Annotated in this window: 12 protein-coding genes; 3 read left to right on the plus strand and 9 right to left on the minus strand. The window is 69.0% G+C overall.

Annotated elements, in window-relative coordinates:
• Positions 1-2: 2 nt before the first annotated feature.
• From VKT83_18130 to VKT83_18170, 9 genes are all read right to left on the minus strand, one after another.
• Positions 3-770, minus strand: a complete 768-nt coding sequence (locus VKT83_18130; protein HLY24388.1) for a hypothetical protein — start codon at positions 768-770, stop codon at positions 3-5.
• A 28-nt stretch (positions 771-798) separates the two neighbouring features.
• The gene (locus VKT83_18135; protein ID HLY24389.1) at positions 799-1,449 is read right to left on the minus strand and encodes a non-canonical purine NTP pyrophosphatase; all 651 of its coding nucleotides are present in this window, start codon (positions 1,447-1,449) and stop codon (positions 799-801) included.
• 23 nt (positions 1,450-1,472) lie between these two features.
• Entirely contained in the window at positions 1,473-2,198 is a 726-nt protein-coding gene (gene rph, locus VKT83_18140; GenBank protein ID HLY24390.1) for a ribonuclease PH, read from the minus strand.
• 61 nt (positions 2,199-2,259) lie between these two features.
• Positions 2,260-4,146 (minus strand): N-acetylmuramoyl-L-alanine amidase, encoded by a 1,887-nt coding sequence (locus VKT83_18145; GenBank protein HLY24391.1) that lies wholly within the window; start codon positions 4,144-4,146, stop codon positions 2,260-2,262.
• A 166-nt stretch (positions 4,147-4,312) separates the two neighbouring features.
• Positions 4,313-5,479, minus strand: coding sequence for a fructose 1,6-bisphosphatase (locus VKT83_18150; GenBank protein ID HLY24392.1), 1,167 nt, complete (start codon positions 5,477-5,479; stop codon positions 4,313-4,315).
• Between the two features lie 107 nt (positions 5,480-5,586).
• The gene (locus VKT83_18155) at positions 5,587-6,540 is read right to left on the minus strand and encodes an ABC transporter permease (GenBank protein HLY24393.1); all 954 of its coding nucleotides are present in this window, start codon (positions 6,538-6,540) and stop codon (positions 5,587-5,589) included.
• On the minus strand, positions 6,533-7,477 hold the full coding sequence (locus VKT83_18160; GenBank protein ID HLY24394.1) for an ABC transporter permease: 945 nt from the start codon (positions 7,475-7,477) through the stop codon (positions 6,533-6,535). Before VKT83_18160 ends, VKT83_18155 begins: the two co-directional genes overlap by 8 nt.
• 83 nt (positions 7,478-7,560) lie before the next feature.
• A complete protein-coding gene (locus tag VKT83_18165; GenBank protein ID HLY24395.1) occupies positions 7,561-9,357 on the minus strand; it encodes a peptide ABC transporter substrate-binding protein in 1,797 nt (598 codons plus the stop codon).
• 38 nt (positions 9,358-9,395) lie between these two features.
• Positions 9,396-11,195 carry a peptide ABC transporter substrate-binding protein gene (locus VKT83_18170; GenBank protein ID HLY24396.1) on the minus strand — a complete coding sequence of 600 codons (1,800 nt, stop codon included), beginning with the start codon at positions 11,193-11,195 and terminating at the stop codon, positions 9,396-9,398.
• A gap of 261 nt (positions 11,196-11,456) precedes the next feature.
• On the opposite strand from VKT83_18170, the gene glk reads away from it, so the two are divergent.
• The 3 genes from glk to VKT83_18185 form a co-directional block, all read left to right on the plus strand.
• Complete coding sequence (glk, locus tag VKT83_18175) at positions 11,457-12,494, plus strand: glucokinase (protein HLY24397.1); 1,038 nt, start codon at positions 11,457-11,459, stop codon at positions 12,492-12,494.
• A 119-nt stretch (positions 12,495-12,613) separates the two neighbouring features.
• Positions 12,614-13,561, plus strand: coding sequence for an aldo/keto reductase (locus VKT83_18180; protein ID HLY24398.1), 948 nt, complete (start codon positions 12,614-12,616; stop codon positions 13,559-13,561).
• A 53-nt stretch (positions 13,562-13,614) separates the two neighbouring features.
• The coding region (locus VKT83_18185; GenBank protein HLY24399.1) for a chlorite dismutase family protein at positions 13,615-14,153 on the plus strand (539 nt) is incomplete at its 3' end.

Raw genomic sequence — 14,153 nt, forward strand, 5'->3', positions numbered from 1 at the left:
CCTCAGGGCGTTTCGGCGCCGCCTGAAGGCGCGCCGCCGTCGGGCGTCTTGCCGGCTTCCCGCTGCGCCTTGATCGCCTCCGCCTTCGCCTTCGCGGCGGCGATTCGCTCTTCGCGGCTCATTTCGGCGCCGGGTGCGCCGGCGGGCGCCGCGGGACTCGTGCCCGGCGCGGCGGTCCCCACCGCGGAAGCGCCGCCCGGCGCGGCGGTCCCGGCCGCGGCCGCGGCGGGCGCGGCCGTCCCCGCGGGCGTGGCGGCCGGTGCGGTTGGCGCCGCGGGCTTGGGCGCGGGTACCGCCGGCGGCGGCGCCGGTTTCTCGCCGAGGAACTCGACGCGCAGATACTGCTCGACCGCGCGGCGGATGTGTTCCAACTGATCGGCCTTGCCGGCGCGGGCGTCCGCGACCCAGGCTTTGTCGACGCGGTAGGTCACCAGGCGGGCTCCCTGGGCGAAGTGCACGAGGAAATGGTCCATCGAGTCCTGCAGCACCACGATCTTGACCGACAACCCGAGGGAACTCGCGATACGGGAGACTTCGCCGTACACCCAGTCCTGAGCTTCGGTACGGGCAGGCGACGCGAGGGTCTCTGCGACCGACAACCCCGCGAGGGGGTTAACCGGCCGCAGTCGGGCTTTTCCCCGCGCCACCCACTGCTTGTAGATCTTATCGAGCAGCTCGTCTTTGACGTCCGCGAGCGCGACGGCAATTGAGATGATCCAGATGAAGAATACCGCGAACGCGAGCGACCAATAGGTGAGGAACTTGCTCACGCGTCCCTCCTTCCCGGCGAGGAACCATTCACGGCTGCGACGCTCTGCTATTGGCGTCCGTCGAAGAGCCCTCCTGCCCTGCGCGCACCAGCGCGTGCGCCACGGCTGGGCGGGCCGCGCGCAGCGCGCGGGCCCGGTGGCTGATCTCGTTCTTCACCTCGAGCGGCACCTCGGCCATGGTCCGCCCGTCGCCGGCGATCTCGAAGATCGGATCGTACCCGAAGCCGCCCGTCCCACGCGGGCGCTCGGCGATCGCGCCCTCGCAAACGCCCTCGAAGGTCTCGACGCGGCCGTCGGGTGTCGCGACCGCGATGACCGCACGGTAGCGCGCCCCGCGGCGGGGCGCCGGAAGGCCGGCCAGCTGCGATAGCACGTACGCGTTGCGGGCTTCGTCGGAGGCCGCGTCGCCGAGGAGCCGCCGGGACCGCACACCGGGGCCGCCGCCCAGGGCGTCGATCTCGACGCCGGAGTCGTCGGCGAGCGCCGGATACCCGGTCGCGCGCGCAACGGTCAACGCTTTGCCCGCCGCGTTGTCGGCGTAGGTCTCGCCCTCTTCCGGCAGGTCGCCGAGCTCCGGCCAGTCCTCGAGCCCCGACAGCCGGGCGCCGAGGACGGCATAAACCGCGCTGATCTCGCGGACCTTCCCGGAGTTACGAGTGGCCAGCACCAGCCGCGGCACGCGGCGCGCCCGAGCCGGACGCGTCACAACGCGGACAGTACGTCGGCGAGGGCGTCGCGCTGGCGCGCGACCAGGGTCACGATGCCGCGTTCGGCGAGCTGCGTCAGCGCGGCGGCCTCGGCCTTGGTGAACGGACCGCCTTCGCCCGTGCCTTGGAGCTCCACGAACTTTCCGGATTCGGTCATCACGACGTTCATGTCCACCCGCGCCCGCGAGTCTTCCTCGTACGTCAGATCCAGGACCGGGGTCCCCTCGACGATGCCGACGCTCGTCGCGGCGAGAAACTCGCGGATCGGCACCCGCTGAAGCGCGCCGGTGCGCCGCAGCAGCATGAGCGCGTCGACAAGCGCGACGAATGCGCCGGTGATCGCGGCCGTGCGCGTGCCCCCGTCGGCCTGCAGCACGTCGCAGTCGAGGGTCACCGTGCGCTCGCCGAGGCGCTCCAGCTCGACGACGGCCCGCAGCGAGCGGCCGATCAGACGCTGGATCTCGTGGACCCGCCCTCCGGTGCGGTCGCCGCGGGGACTGCGTTCCTGGGTCGACCGCGGCAGCATGCCGTACTCCGCCGTGACCCACCCCTGTCCGCTGCCCCGCAGAAAGGGCGGCACGCGCTCCTCGACGGACGCGGTGCAGAGCACGCGCGTGTCCCCGAGTTGCACCAGCACGGAACCCTCGGCGAACTTGGTGTACCCGCGGGTGAGCGTGAGCGCGCGGAGCTGATCGTCCTTGCGGCCGTCACGGCGTGCCATGATCGTTCCGCTTCGCGCAGCCGCCGAGGCCTTCCTCCGGCGCGGCGAAGCCGGACGGCGCTTACGGCGCGGCGGGCTGCCGCTGCGCGTCGAGGTACTTGACGATCGCGCGGGCGACGGCGTCGGCGATGCGCCGCTGGGTCGCCGGATCGCGCAGCATTGCCTCTTCCGAAGGGTTGGTGATGAACGCCGTCTCGACGAGGACCGACGGCATCGGGGTGTTGACCAGAACGTAGAAGTCCGCGGAGCGGACGCCGCGGTCGGGCTCACCCAGGGCCTGGGCCAGTTCGGACTGCACCACCCTCGCCAGCGCCTGGCTCTCCGGCGTCTTGTAGTACGTCTCCGTGCCCGCGGCGCCGGCGCTGCGGCTCGCGTTCGCGTGGATGCTGACGAACACGATTCCGCCGTTCCGCTGCGCCAGATCGGGCCGTTCCTCGAGCGGGACGGTCGAATCGTCGGTCCGCGTCATCGCGACCGGAACGCCCTGCCCCGCGAGCGCGTCGCGCACGAGGCGCGAGATCGCGAGCGCCGCGTCGGCCTCCCGCAGGCCCGACGGCCCCACCGCGCCCCCGTCCACGCCGCCGTGGCCCGGGTCGATGATCACCGCGGAGCCCCGGGCCAGCCGGCGGCCTGGATTGCCGAGCGTAACCACGAGCGTGCGGCCGGCGTCGGCGACGGCCGCACTGTACGGCATCTTCCGGTTCAGATGCACGAGGACCCGGGTCAGATTCGGCTTCAGCTGAAACTGGGAAATGACGATGTTGCGCACCGCCTCGCTGTCGACCTCGATGTCGTGGCGCCGCGCGAGATAGACGCCGCCCGTGATGTCGATGGCCAGACGATCGGGATAGACGAACTGATGCAGCGCGTACGTCACGCGCTGAGACGCCTGGATCGTGATTCGGCCGGCGTGTCCCTGGTCGTCGTAGGCGACCGTCTGAACGTGGAAGGCGCCCGGACGGTCGACAAACTCCGGCAGGGGCGGCAACGCGAGCGGCTCCGGCGCAGTACCGGAAGGATCGGCGGGCGTCGGGGATGGCGCCGCGACGGACGGCGCCGCGCTCGACGTCGTGCCGGCCGGTGACGCCCCGGAGGGCGCGGCCCCGGGGGCCGCGGGAGTCGCCGGCGGCACCGTCGCCGTGACCGGTATGGGCGGCGAGGCAGCCGTGGGCGGGTGCGGCGCCGGGGTGCCCGCCGGCGGGGCCGGACGCACGGCGACGACCTCACCGAGCGCCAAGGCGATCTCACCGGGACTGGCGGCCACCGTGAATTTCATCGCGTGATCCAGATCGAACACGATGCGTGTAATGAAGGGGCGGAGCTGAAACTGCCCGCCGCGGACACGCACAACGCCGGCGACGCCGATGTCCTGCGCGCCCAGGGTGAGCCGCGCGACGGCGCCGCCGAGATCGACCACGAGGCGCTCGGGCTGGTGCAGCAGGTGCGCGTCGACGTGCACGGGCCCCGTCGCCGAGACGCGCACGGCGAGGCCGCCCCCGTCCGGCCGCCAGGAGACGTTTGTCACCTGCGCGAGTGCGAACCGCGTCTGCCCGTCATTGCCGTCCGCGACGTATGCGCCGAGGGCCCGGAGTACCGCCACCGCCGGCACCCACAGCGTCCCGCTGCGCAGCACGGGCGGCAGCGGCAGCTCGCGCGCGGTCCCGTCGACCTGCGCGCCGGTGCGCCCGGCGGCCAAACGCACCACCGTACCCGCGACGCCCGTGAGCGTCAAGGTTTGCGCGGCGGCGTTCCACGCCGCGGTCGCGCCGAACGCGCGGGCAACCAGCTCGGCGGGAAGCACCAGGACACCGTCTTGGACCTCGGGGGTGGTCTCACGGGTGACGTCGACGTCGTTGACGATCAGGTGCGGCAAGGCCGCCTGGCCCAGGGACGGGACAGGCCGGGCGAGCAGAAGCGCAACCATCAGGGCGGCCGCCCGCAGCGACATCGATTCCTCCGGCGAAAGGTGCGAACTCGGGTGGTGTAGCCGCGGGGCCGGGTATTCGGGGGCCGGGGCGGGACTCCTGCCCCGTCCGCCACGGCCGGCCCTGCCCTTGGGAAGCAGGCCGGGCCCGGGCGAGGCCCGGGCCCGGCGCTGTTTCTGCGATCGACGACTAGCTGCGCGGCTTGACGACCCGGGGCGACGGCGCGTGCCCGTCGAGCACGAACCGGGTGTCCAGATTCTTGAGCCGTTCCATGATGCCCCCGTACTCGAGTTCTTCCATCCCGAGCATCGCCGGGTTGAAGAAGCCCTGCGCGCGGATCTCGGCGCCCTTCTCCACCGCTTTGTTCCGGAAGACGTCCCACACCGGGTTTTTGAACAGGTCCACCGGTCCGGTCAGCACGCCGTCACGCACCGAGTACCCCGCCGCCGACACCATCGGCAGACAGTAGAAGATGCTCGAATCGGTGTTCATCGGCACCGGCGCAAGCGGCATGTTATGGCTGCCGCGGGTGTCGCCGGCCACGAACGGAACCTTGCTGAACGCGAGCCCGAACTCTTCGGTCGCCGGGAAGATCCGCTGCGTGCGCACGATCGCCACGGGGTCGTCCTTCCCGACGTACTTGCCGGCGATGTGCTTCAACCGCGTCGTGCTGAGCGCCGCCGCCTGCTCTTCCGGATGCGCCCGCGAATGAATGCTCTTGACAACGAACCGGCCGGTGTCGCGCAGGAGCGTCGCAAGATCGTAGAGGTCCTCCGGCGCGTGCAGCGTGATCTCGCGCTCCGCCTCGGTGTGGTTGACGTCCACGACCGTAAACGTAAACCCCTTGCCGATGTCCGGACTCAGCAGCAGGCCGGAGCAGTACATCGGGTCGCAGAACGTCAGGTACAGCAGAAGGTTGAAGGCGCCGGGCTCCGTCTTGTCGGCGGTCAGCACCATGAACGGCTCGGCCGCCCGCTCGGTGATCTCCATCTCCGCGACGCCCGGCCCCATCCCCTGAACGTTGCCGGAGAACTCGCTCTTCAGCAAGTCCTGCTTCGCCCCGTAGAGGCCCTGCCGCTCCGCGATCGACCCCGCGGCCATGAACACGTCGAACGCCAGCCGGTGGATCTCTTCCGCGCCCGCGCCCCGCTTGTGCGTCATCAACAGACAGATGTCGTCGCCCGTGTGCGTCACGCGAAAATCGATCAGTGAGGCGCTGCGGCGGGCCTCCAGCATCTGCGAGGCGGCCTGCAGCATCTCCGGACTCGGCTGGGTGTGGCCCGCGATGCTGCCGACGTCCGCCTTGATCGCTGTGAGCGTGACCCGGGATCGGCCCGAGCCTGCGGAACTGGCCATCGGTACACCTCCGGAGGACTTCTGCGCGGACGTAGAGATCGGTGCAGGGCTGTGTTCGGCGGGAGGGGACGCGTCCTCCTCCTCATCGATGCGCGCAGTGCGGTTGGCTAGAAAACGCGGGTCGGGTCGAGCGCGTCCCGGAGGCCGTCACCGACGTAGTTGATCGAAAGGATGGCCAGACAGATCATGATGCCCGGGAAGAGCGCCATGTGAGGCGCGAGATCGAGGTAGTTCTGCGCGTCGAACAGGAGCCGCCCCCAGGTGGGGACATCCGGCGGAAAGCCATACCCGAGAAACGAGAGCGTCGACTCGAGCAGTATCGCCGCGGCCACGGAGAGCGTCCCGGCCACGATGACGGGGCTGAGCACGTTCGGCAGGATATGCCGGACCATCTGCGTGATCGGGCCGACGCCGACGCTTCGGGCGGCTTCGACGAACTCCTTTTCCTTGACCGCGAGGAATCCCGCCCGCACGAGCCGCGCCGTCGGCATCCAGTTCAGGATGCCGATCACGCTGACGATCAGCACGAACGTACCGACCTGCGTGCCCAAATGACGGGTGATCGTGTCGTGGAACAGGTAGACGATCAGCAGGAGCAGCACGAGCGCCGGAAACGACAGAAACATGTCCGTGACCCGCATCAACACGTTGTCGATCTGGCCGCCGAAGAAGCCCGCGACCGCGCCGACGAGCACGCCGAGGGTGATGGATGTCAGCATCGCCGCAAAGCCCACGGCGATCGAGATGCGCCCGCCGTACAAGACGCGGGCGAGCATGTCCTGGCCGAGATCGTTGGTGCCGAACGGATGCTCCGCGCTCGGCGGCGACATCGAGTGGCCGAAGTCGATCGCGTTGATGGGCACCCGGTAGACGATGGGCCCTACCAGGCACCCAAACGTCAGCAGCAGGAACGTCGCGGCCCCGGCCATCGCGAGACGGTGCCGGCGAAACCGGCGCCAGGCGTCGCCCCACAGGGTCCGCGCGCGGCGCGGGCGCTCGAACGCGAGCCGGGCGGCGATCGGGCCGAGCTGCGCGACTTGGCCGGAGCGCGTGCTAGCCATAGCGGATCCTCGGATCGAGGGTGCCGTAGATGACGTCGGCGACCAGGTTCAAGAGCACGACCAGGATCGCCGCCACGAACGCGATGGCCATCAGGACCGGGGTGTCGCTGTTTTGCAGCGACGAGATCAAGAGCGAGCCGATTCCGGGCACGCGGAAGATCTGCTCGGTCACCACGGCGCCGGTAAAGACGCCGGGCAGCTGCAGCGCGATCAGCGTGACCACCGGGATCAGGCTGTTGCGCAGGACGTGGCGCAGGATCACCTTCCGCTGCGCCAGGCCTTTCGCGCGGGCCGTCCGGACGTAGTCCAACCCGACGTTGTCGAGCATCGACGAGCGCACGAACCGGGTCAGCGACGCCGACTGGAACAGCGCCAGCACGGCCACGGGCATGATCGTCTGCTTGATGATTCCGATCGGATCGTGCACCTGCACGTTATAGATGAAGGGCAGCCACCGCAGCCGGACGCTGAAGATAATGATCATCAGGATGCCGGTGAAGAACGTCGGCAGCGAGTACCCGACAAACGCCGCCGTGGTCGCGATCTGGTCGGACAGCGAGTACTGTCTCACCGCCGAAATCACGCCGACCGGGATCGCGATCAGCACCGCCAGGAGGTAGGCGGAGCCGAGCACCCACAGGTCGGTCGGCAGCCGCTGCATCAGGAGGCGCGTCACCGCCATGTGGCTGCCGAACGAGTAACCCCAGTTGCCCAGCGCCCAGGACTCGGCCCACTTGACGTAGCGGATCGGGAGCGGCTGATCGAGGCCCATCTGGTGCAGGATGTTCTGCCGCACCTCGGCCGGCACGTCGGGATTTGTCGCCAGACCCGCCAGCGGATCGCCCGGCGCCAGCGCCACGATGGCGAACACGGCCATGCTGATCAGGACCAGCGTGGGAATGGCGGTCAGCAGGCGACGGACGATGTACTGGGTCATCGCATCCTACGCGCGATCGCCGAAGCGGGATGGGGTCGCGCCGGGCCCGGCGGCGGGATGCGCCGCCGGGCCCCGGCGTGCTTTTACCCCGTGCGCTTCCAGTCCGCGATATTCCACGTCTCCGCGTCGAACGCGGTCATGTTCTTGCCGGTGTCGAGCGTCTTCCCCCGGGCCGACGCGGACTTGCGGTTGATCAGCGGGATCCCGGCCACCTGGTCGACCGCCACGTCGTTGGCCTTGATCCAGAGCTCCGCGTTCTTCTGCGGGTCGAGCTCCTTCAGGGCTTCGTCGAACAGCTTGTTGTAGTCCGCGCTCTGCCAGCGGACCAGATTGTCGCCGGACCAGTTGTTCTCTTTCTGCGCGATGTCGCGGGCCGGGTCGCCGCTGTACCACTGCCGCATGTACGGAATCGGCGAGAGGCTGAACGAGTCGGTGAACATCTCGATGTCGCGGTACAAGTGCGCGATCGTGTCGTTGTTGCCCGGCGAGCTGCTGAAGAAGACGCCGGCGTCCACCGACTGCAAATTGACCTTCGCGCCCAGTTTGTCGAAGCCGGCCTTGACGATTTGCTGCTCCTTCTGCCGCAGGCTGTTCACGCTGGTCACGTAGTTGACTTCCATCTTGATGCCGTTCTTTTCGCGGACACCGTCCGGCCCGCGCTTCCATCCCGCCTCATCCAGCAGGCTGTTCGCTTTGTTGAGATCCATCGTCATCTTGGTGTTCTTGGAGTAGTACTTGCTCGGCGTCGTGAGCAGGTTCGGGGACGCGTCGCCAGTCTGGCCGTACAGCTGCGACGCCATCGTCTGCCGGTCGACCGCGAGCGCGAGCGCCTGGCGCACTTTGAGGTCCGACAGGAACGGATGTTTGGTCTTGACGGAGGAGCGCTGGCCGTCCACCTCTTTGTTCGGATCGGTCTCGTTGAGATAGAGGCACTCTACCCCGCCGCCCGGCTCGGTGAGCAGCGTGCCTTTGCCGCCGGCGATCATGTGCTCGAGCACGGGCCACTCGACCTGCAGGTTCCACGCGTAGTCGTACTCGCCGGTTTCGAGCACGGCGCGCGCCGCGGACACCGCGTCCCCGCCGCCCTTCATCTGCACCTGGCTGAACGCCGGCTTGTTCGGGTCGCGGTAGTACGGGTTGGGCTTGTAGACCACGAGGTCGCCCGGCCGGAACGTCTCCACCAGATACGGCCCCGTGCCGAAGGACTTGAGGTTGAAGGGCGCGTTGCGCGAGTTCGACCCGACGTAGGCGTCGAGCGCGTGGCGCGGGAGAATCGCGCCGTACGATCCGACGAACGGAATGTACCAGAACGGCGTGGGGTCTTTGAACGTGACCTTCACCGTGTACGCGTTGACCGGCTCGACCTTGGCGATGTTTGTGTAGCTGCCGTAGCTGGTGGCGCCGGTCTGCTTGTTGATCACATACTGGTAGGTAAAGACGACGTCGTCGGACGTGAACGCCCGGCCGTCGGCCCATTTGACGCCCTGCTTGAGCTTGTAGGTGACGGAGCGGCCGTCTTTGGCCACGCCGCCGTTGGCGAGGGTCGGCACCTCCGCGGCCAGCACCGCGGTGAAGTTGCCCGCCGTGTCCGCGCTCAGCAGCGGCTCCATCACGATCCGCGAGGCGTGGTAATCCTTCGTGCCGTTGGCCAGGTGCAGGTTCACGATCGTCGGCGCCTGCCAGTAGAGCAGCTTCAAGGTACCCTGCGCGCCGCGGCCGGCCGCCGCCGCCTGCGCGGGCAGCGCGGTCGCGCGGTCGAGCAGCGTCCATGCCGCGCCGAGCGACAGGCCGAGCTCGCCCATCCGTACCACAACTTGGCGCCGCGTCAACCGGCGGCCTCGGAAATCCCTGACGAGCTTTCCGATATCGTCCTTCTGCATAAGAGCGCCTCCCTTTGCGCGGGCGGGGCGCCGCCGGGTCAGGCTTTACGCCGCCAGTCCGCGATGTTGCGCGTTTCGCTGTCGAACGGGCTCATGTTCTTGCCCACGTCGAGGTTATTGGATCGGACCGACACGATTTTGCGATCGATGAGCGGAATCGAGATCGCCTGATCGACGACGATGTCGTTCATCTTGATCCAGAGCGCGGCGTTCTTCTGCGGATCGAGCTCCTTCTCCGCCGCGTCGTACAGGGTGTTGTACTCCTTGCTCGTCCACCGGCAGATGTTGAGCCCGGACCAGCTGTTCTCTTTTTGCGCGAGGTCCTTGGCGGGGTCGCCGCTGTAGAATCGCCCCATGTACTGCAGCGGGAACGGTGACCCGAACGTCGAGGTGAACATCTCCAGGTCTCGGTAGAAGTGGGCGTACGTGTCGTTGTTGCCGGGCGAGCTGCTGAAGAAAACGCCGGCGTCCACGGACTGCAGCGTCAGCGCGGCGCCGACCTTGGAGAAGCCGTCCTTGACGATCTGCTGCTCCTTCTGCCGCAGGCTGTTCACGCTGGTGACGTACGTCGCCTGGAGCTTCACGCCGCCCTTCTCGCGAATCCCGTCCGGACCTTTCTTCCAGCCGGCCTCGTCGAGCAGCCGGTTCGCGCGCTCGATGTCGAACGTGATCTTGGTGTTCTTGGATGACAGCGAGGACGGCGTCGTCAGCACGTTCGCCGTGGCATCGCCCTCGAGGCCGTAGAGCTGCTTGGCCATCGTGCCGCGATCGATCGCGAGCGCCAGCGCCTGACGCACCTTCAGGTCGGTCAGGAACGGGTGCGGCGCCTTGACCGAGGAGCGCTGGCCGTCGATGTCTTTGTTGGGATCGGTTTGGTTGCAGTAGATCTGTTCGACACCCCCGCCGAGTTCCGTGAGGATGGACCCTTTGCCGGCCGCCAGCATGTGCTCCAGCACAGGCCACTCCACCTGCATGTTCCAGGCGTAGTCGTATTCGCCGGTCTCCAGCACCGCCCGCGCGGCGGACACGGCGTCCCCGCCGCCCTTGATCTGCACCTGGCTGAACGCCGGTTTGTTGGGCTCACGGTAGTACTCGTTGATCGAATAGACCACCAAATCGCCCGGCCGGAACGTGTCCACCTTGTAGGGGCCGGTGCCGAACGATTTTAGATTGAAGGGCGCGTTGCGCGCGTTCGAGCCGACGTACGCATCGAGCGCGTGCCGGGGAAGGACGACCCCGTCCTCGCCGACAAACGGCGCATACCATGCGGGCGTCGGCGTTTTAAACGTGATCTTGACCGTGTGGGTGTCGATCGGCTCGACCTTGTCCACCGTCGTGTAATAGCCGTAGGTCGTCGCCGCGGTCTGCTTGTTTTGCACGTACTGGAAAGTGAACACAACGTCGTCGGAAGTGAAATTGCGCCCGTCCGCCCATTTCACGCCCTGCTTGAGCTTGTACGTGACCGACCGGCCGTCCGCCGAAATCCCGCCGTTCTGCCGGGACGGCACCTCGGCTGCCAGCACGGGCGTGAAGCGCCCGGCGGCGTCGACCGTCAACAGTGGCTCGAGGACCGGCCGCGATGCGTGAAAGTCCTTGGTGCCCTGCGCCAGGTGCGGGTTGACGATGGTCGGCGCCTGCCAGTAGAGGAGCTTGAGCGTGCCTTGCGAGCCCCGGCCGGCCGCGGCCGCGCGCGCGGGCAGCGCCGTCGCGCGGTCGAGCACCGCCCAAATCGCCGTGATGCCGAGCCCGAGGTCCATCATTCTGGCCACTACTTGCCGGCGGCTGAGCCGGCCGGTCTTCAACTCCTTCAGCAATTGCGCGATGTCGCGGTCCGCCATTCCGTGCCCCCTTCTCGTCACGTCTGCCGGATGCGCCGCTGAGCGTGACCCCGGCGCGCCCGACCCTTACGGTTCCCCTACGCCAAGGACGGCCACGATGTTTCGCGGTACCCGGTGCGAGTCCTGCGGCGGGCGCCGCCGTTTGCCCTGTCTGGCGCAGGACCTCCGCCGCCTTCGCGGCTCCTGCCCTGTCTGCGCAGGACCTCCGCCGCCTTCGCGGCTCCTGCAGGACCGTGACACCCCCGCGACGGAGCGGACGGTATGGCGCGACGCGAACTGTTGTTGGTCGGTGACGTCGGCGGCACCAACACCCGGCTGGCCCTCTACGAGGACGGCGGGCGGGGCCGCGGAGCGGCCCGCCGGCGCGGCGACGCCGTTCGCCTGGTCGAACCCGCGGCCTTTCCGAGCGGGGCCTCGCCGTCGCTGGAGGGTCTCGTCAAAGAGTACCTGCGGCGGACCGGCGCCCGGCCGGCACGCGCCGCCTTCGGCGTCGCGGGGCCGGTGGTCGGCGGCCGCGCCGAGATCACCAACCTCCCTTGGCGCCTTTCGGAGGGCGCGCTGCGCCGGACGCTCGGGGTGCGGGCGGTGCGGCTGCTCAACGACCTGGTCGCCATCGCCTGGGCCGTTCCCGTCCTCGGCCTGCGGGACACGCGAAGTATCAACCGGGGCGCGGCCGAGCGGGGCGGCACGATCGGCGTCGTGGCGCCCGGCACGGGACTCGGCCAGGCGTTCCTGACGTGGGACGGCGCACGATACCGCGCCCACCCGTCTGAAGGGGGCCACAGCGACTTCGCCCCGCCGACAGACTTGGCCGCCGATCTCCTCGCGTTCATGCGGCGGACGGTGCCGCACGTGAGCGTCGAGTGGGTCTGCTCCGGGATGGGCATTCCGCACCTCTACGCGTTTCTGAAGTCGCGCGGCGAACCGGAGCCCGCGTGGCTGGCCGACCGGCTCGCCGCCGGGGACGATCCGGCGCCGGTCATTGCCGCCGCCGCGCTCGACCGCGAGCGGCCGTGTCCGATCGCGTCGGCGACCCTCGACCTGTTCGTCGACATCCTGGGCGCCGAGGCGGGCAATCTGGCCGTGAAGGTCCTCGCGACCGGGGGCGTCTACCTGGCCGGCGGCATCCCGCCCAAGATCGCGGACGCGCTGACCGACGGCCGCTTCATGCGGGCGTTTACGCGCAAGGGCCGGCTTACCGAACTGCTGTCGCGCATTCCCGTGCGGCTCGTGGTCCATCCCGAACCTGCGCTCGTCGGCGCGGTCCGCGCGGTGCTGGCGGACACCGACAGCCGCTAGAGGCACCCGCCCTGCCGGTCCGCGGCAGGCCCCCGCACGCACGGCCGCCAATGCTCTCAAGCAGTGATTGGTCGGGTCGGGCGGCCGGCCAACGATACGCAGACGGGAGGTTTTGATCGATGATCTACCGCACGCTCGGCCGGTCCGGCCTCAACGTATCGGCCTACGGGCTTGGCACGAACGCGTTCGGCGGCCGGGCCGACGAACAGACGTCCGTCGCGATCATCCACCACGCGATCGACCACGGCGTCAACCTGATCGACACCGCGAACGTCTACACCGACGCGAACTCCGAGCGGATCATCGGCAAGGCGACGCGCGACCGGCGGGATCGGGTCGTACTCGCGACCAAATGCGCGCTCAAAGTGGGCGACGGCCCCAACGACCAGGGGGCCTCGCGCGGGCACATCATGCGCGAAGTCGAACGCAGCCTCGCGCGGCTTGCAACCGACTACATCGACCTCTACCAGATCCATACGTGGGACGGCCACACGCCGCTCGAGGAGACGCTCCGGGCGCTCGACGATCTCGTCCGCGCCGGCAAGGTCCGCTACGCCGGCTGCTCCAACTACGCCGCCTGGCAGGTGTGCCGGGCGCTCTGGATCAGCGACCGCCGCGGATTCACGCGGTACGAGTCGGTGCAGCCCGCGTATTCGCCGGCCGACCGGCGGATCGAGACCGAGCTCGTCCCGTGCTGTCTCGCCGAAGGTCTCGGCCTCCTGGTCTACTTCCCGCTGGCCGGGGGCGTCCTGACCGGGAAGTACAAGCCGGGGTCGCCGCCGCCCCAGGGGTCGCGGGCGCTCACCCAGCCGCAGTTCGCCAAGCGGCTGAGCGAGCAGAATCTGCGTTTGGCGCAGGACATGGCGGGACTCGCCTCGGAGATCGGCAGTACGGTCTCGCAGCTCACGTTATCTTGGGTGATGCAGCGGCCGGGCATCACGAGCGCGCTCGTCGGTGCCACGAAGATCGCGCAGCAGGAGGAAAATCTCGGGGCGGTCGACCTCAAGGTGCCGCCGCAGATCCTGGACCGCGTCACCGAACTCTCCGCCGCGTTCGTCGCGTTCTAGCACGCGGCGCCCGCGTCGCGGCGTGCCGGCAGTCCGGCGTGAAGGAGCACCGAATGGCTGACGTACCGCACGTCCATGGCTTCTTGTTCTTCCGGGTCCCCGCCGGCCACCACACCACGGCGACGGCGCACGCGGTCTCCACGGCCGCCGGCGACGCGGCCCGGTCGGACGGCGTGGCGGGCCTGTACGCCTACGACCTCCAGGGCCTGCGCGGCGACGTGGACCTCGGGTTTTGGGTCGCGGCCGCGGACGCGGAGGCGTTCCAACGGGCGGCGGCGACGCTGGCCCGCACAACGCTCGAGCTCACCTGGTCGCTGTGGGGATTTGTCCGGCCGTCGCAGTACACCGGGCGAGACGGGACGAGCGTGCACGTCCCCGGCGACCGGCGGCGGTTCCTCGTCGTGTATCCATTCAGCAAGACGCACGAATGGTACCAGCTCTCCGCGGACGACCGCCGGGCGATGATGACCGAGCACGCGCGGCACGGCCACCGCTTCGAAGACATCGAGCAGCTGCTGCTGTACTGTACCGGTCTGGCGGATTGGGAGTTCGTCGTCGGATACGAAACCGACGATCTCGCGCGCTTCTCTGA

The sequence above is a fragment of the bacterium genome, from assembly GCA_035308905.1.
GTDB lineage: Bacteria > Sysuimicrobiota > Sysuimicrobiia > Sysuimicrobiales > Segetimicrobiaceae > DASSJF01.

Excerpts from the sequence above, each read along its gene's own strand:
- VKT83_18160 (HLY24394.1), bottom strand. The coding sequence starts at position 7,477 with ATGACCCAGTACATCGTCCGTCGCCTGCTGACCGCCATTCCCACGCTG.
- VKT83_18155 (HLY24393.1), bottom strand. The coding sequence starts at position 6,540 with ATGGCTAGCACGCGCTCCGGCCAAGTCGCGCAGCTCGGCCCGATCGCC.
- rph (HLY24390.1), bottom strand. The coding sequence starts at position 2,198 with ATGGCACGCCGTGACGGCCGCAAGGACGATCAGCTCCGCGCGCTCACG.
- VKT83_18170 (HLY24396.1), bottom strand. The coding sequence starts at position 11,195 with ATGGCGGACCGCGACATCGCGCAATTGCTGAAGGAGTTGAAGACCGGC.
- VKT83_18180 (HLY24398.1), top strand. The coding sequence starts at position 12,614 with ATGATCTACCGCACGCTCGGCCGGTCCGGCCTCAACGTATCGGCCTAC.
- VKT83_18150 (HLY24392.1), bottom strand. The coding sequence starts at position 5,479 with ATGGCCAGTTCCGCAGGCTCGGGCCGATCCCGGGTCACGCTCACAGCG.
- VKT83_18145 (HLY24391.1), bottom strand. The coding sequence starts at position 4,146 with ATGTCGCTGCGGGCGGCCGCCCTGATGGTTGCGCTTCTGCTCGCCCGG.
- VKT83_18165 (HLY24395.1), bottom strand. The coding sequence starts at position 9,357 with ATGCAGAAGGACGATATCGGAAAGCTCGTCAGGGATTTCCGAGGCCGC.
- glk (HLY24397.1), top strand. The coding sequence starts at position 11,457 with ATGGCGCGACGCGAACTGTTGTTGGTCGGTGACGTCGGCGGCACCAAC.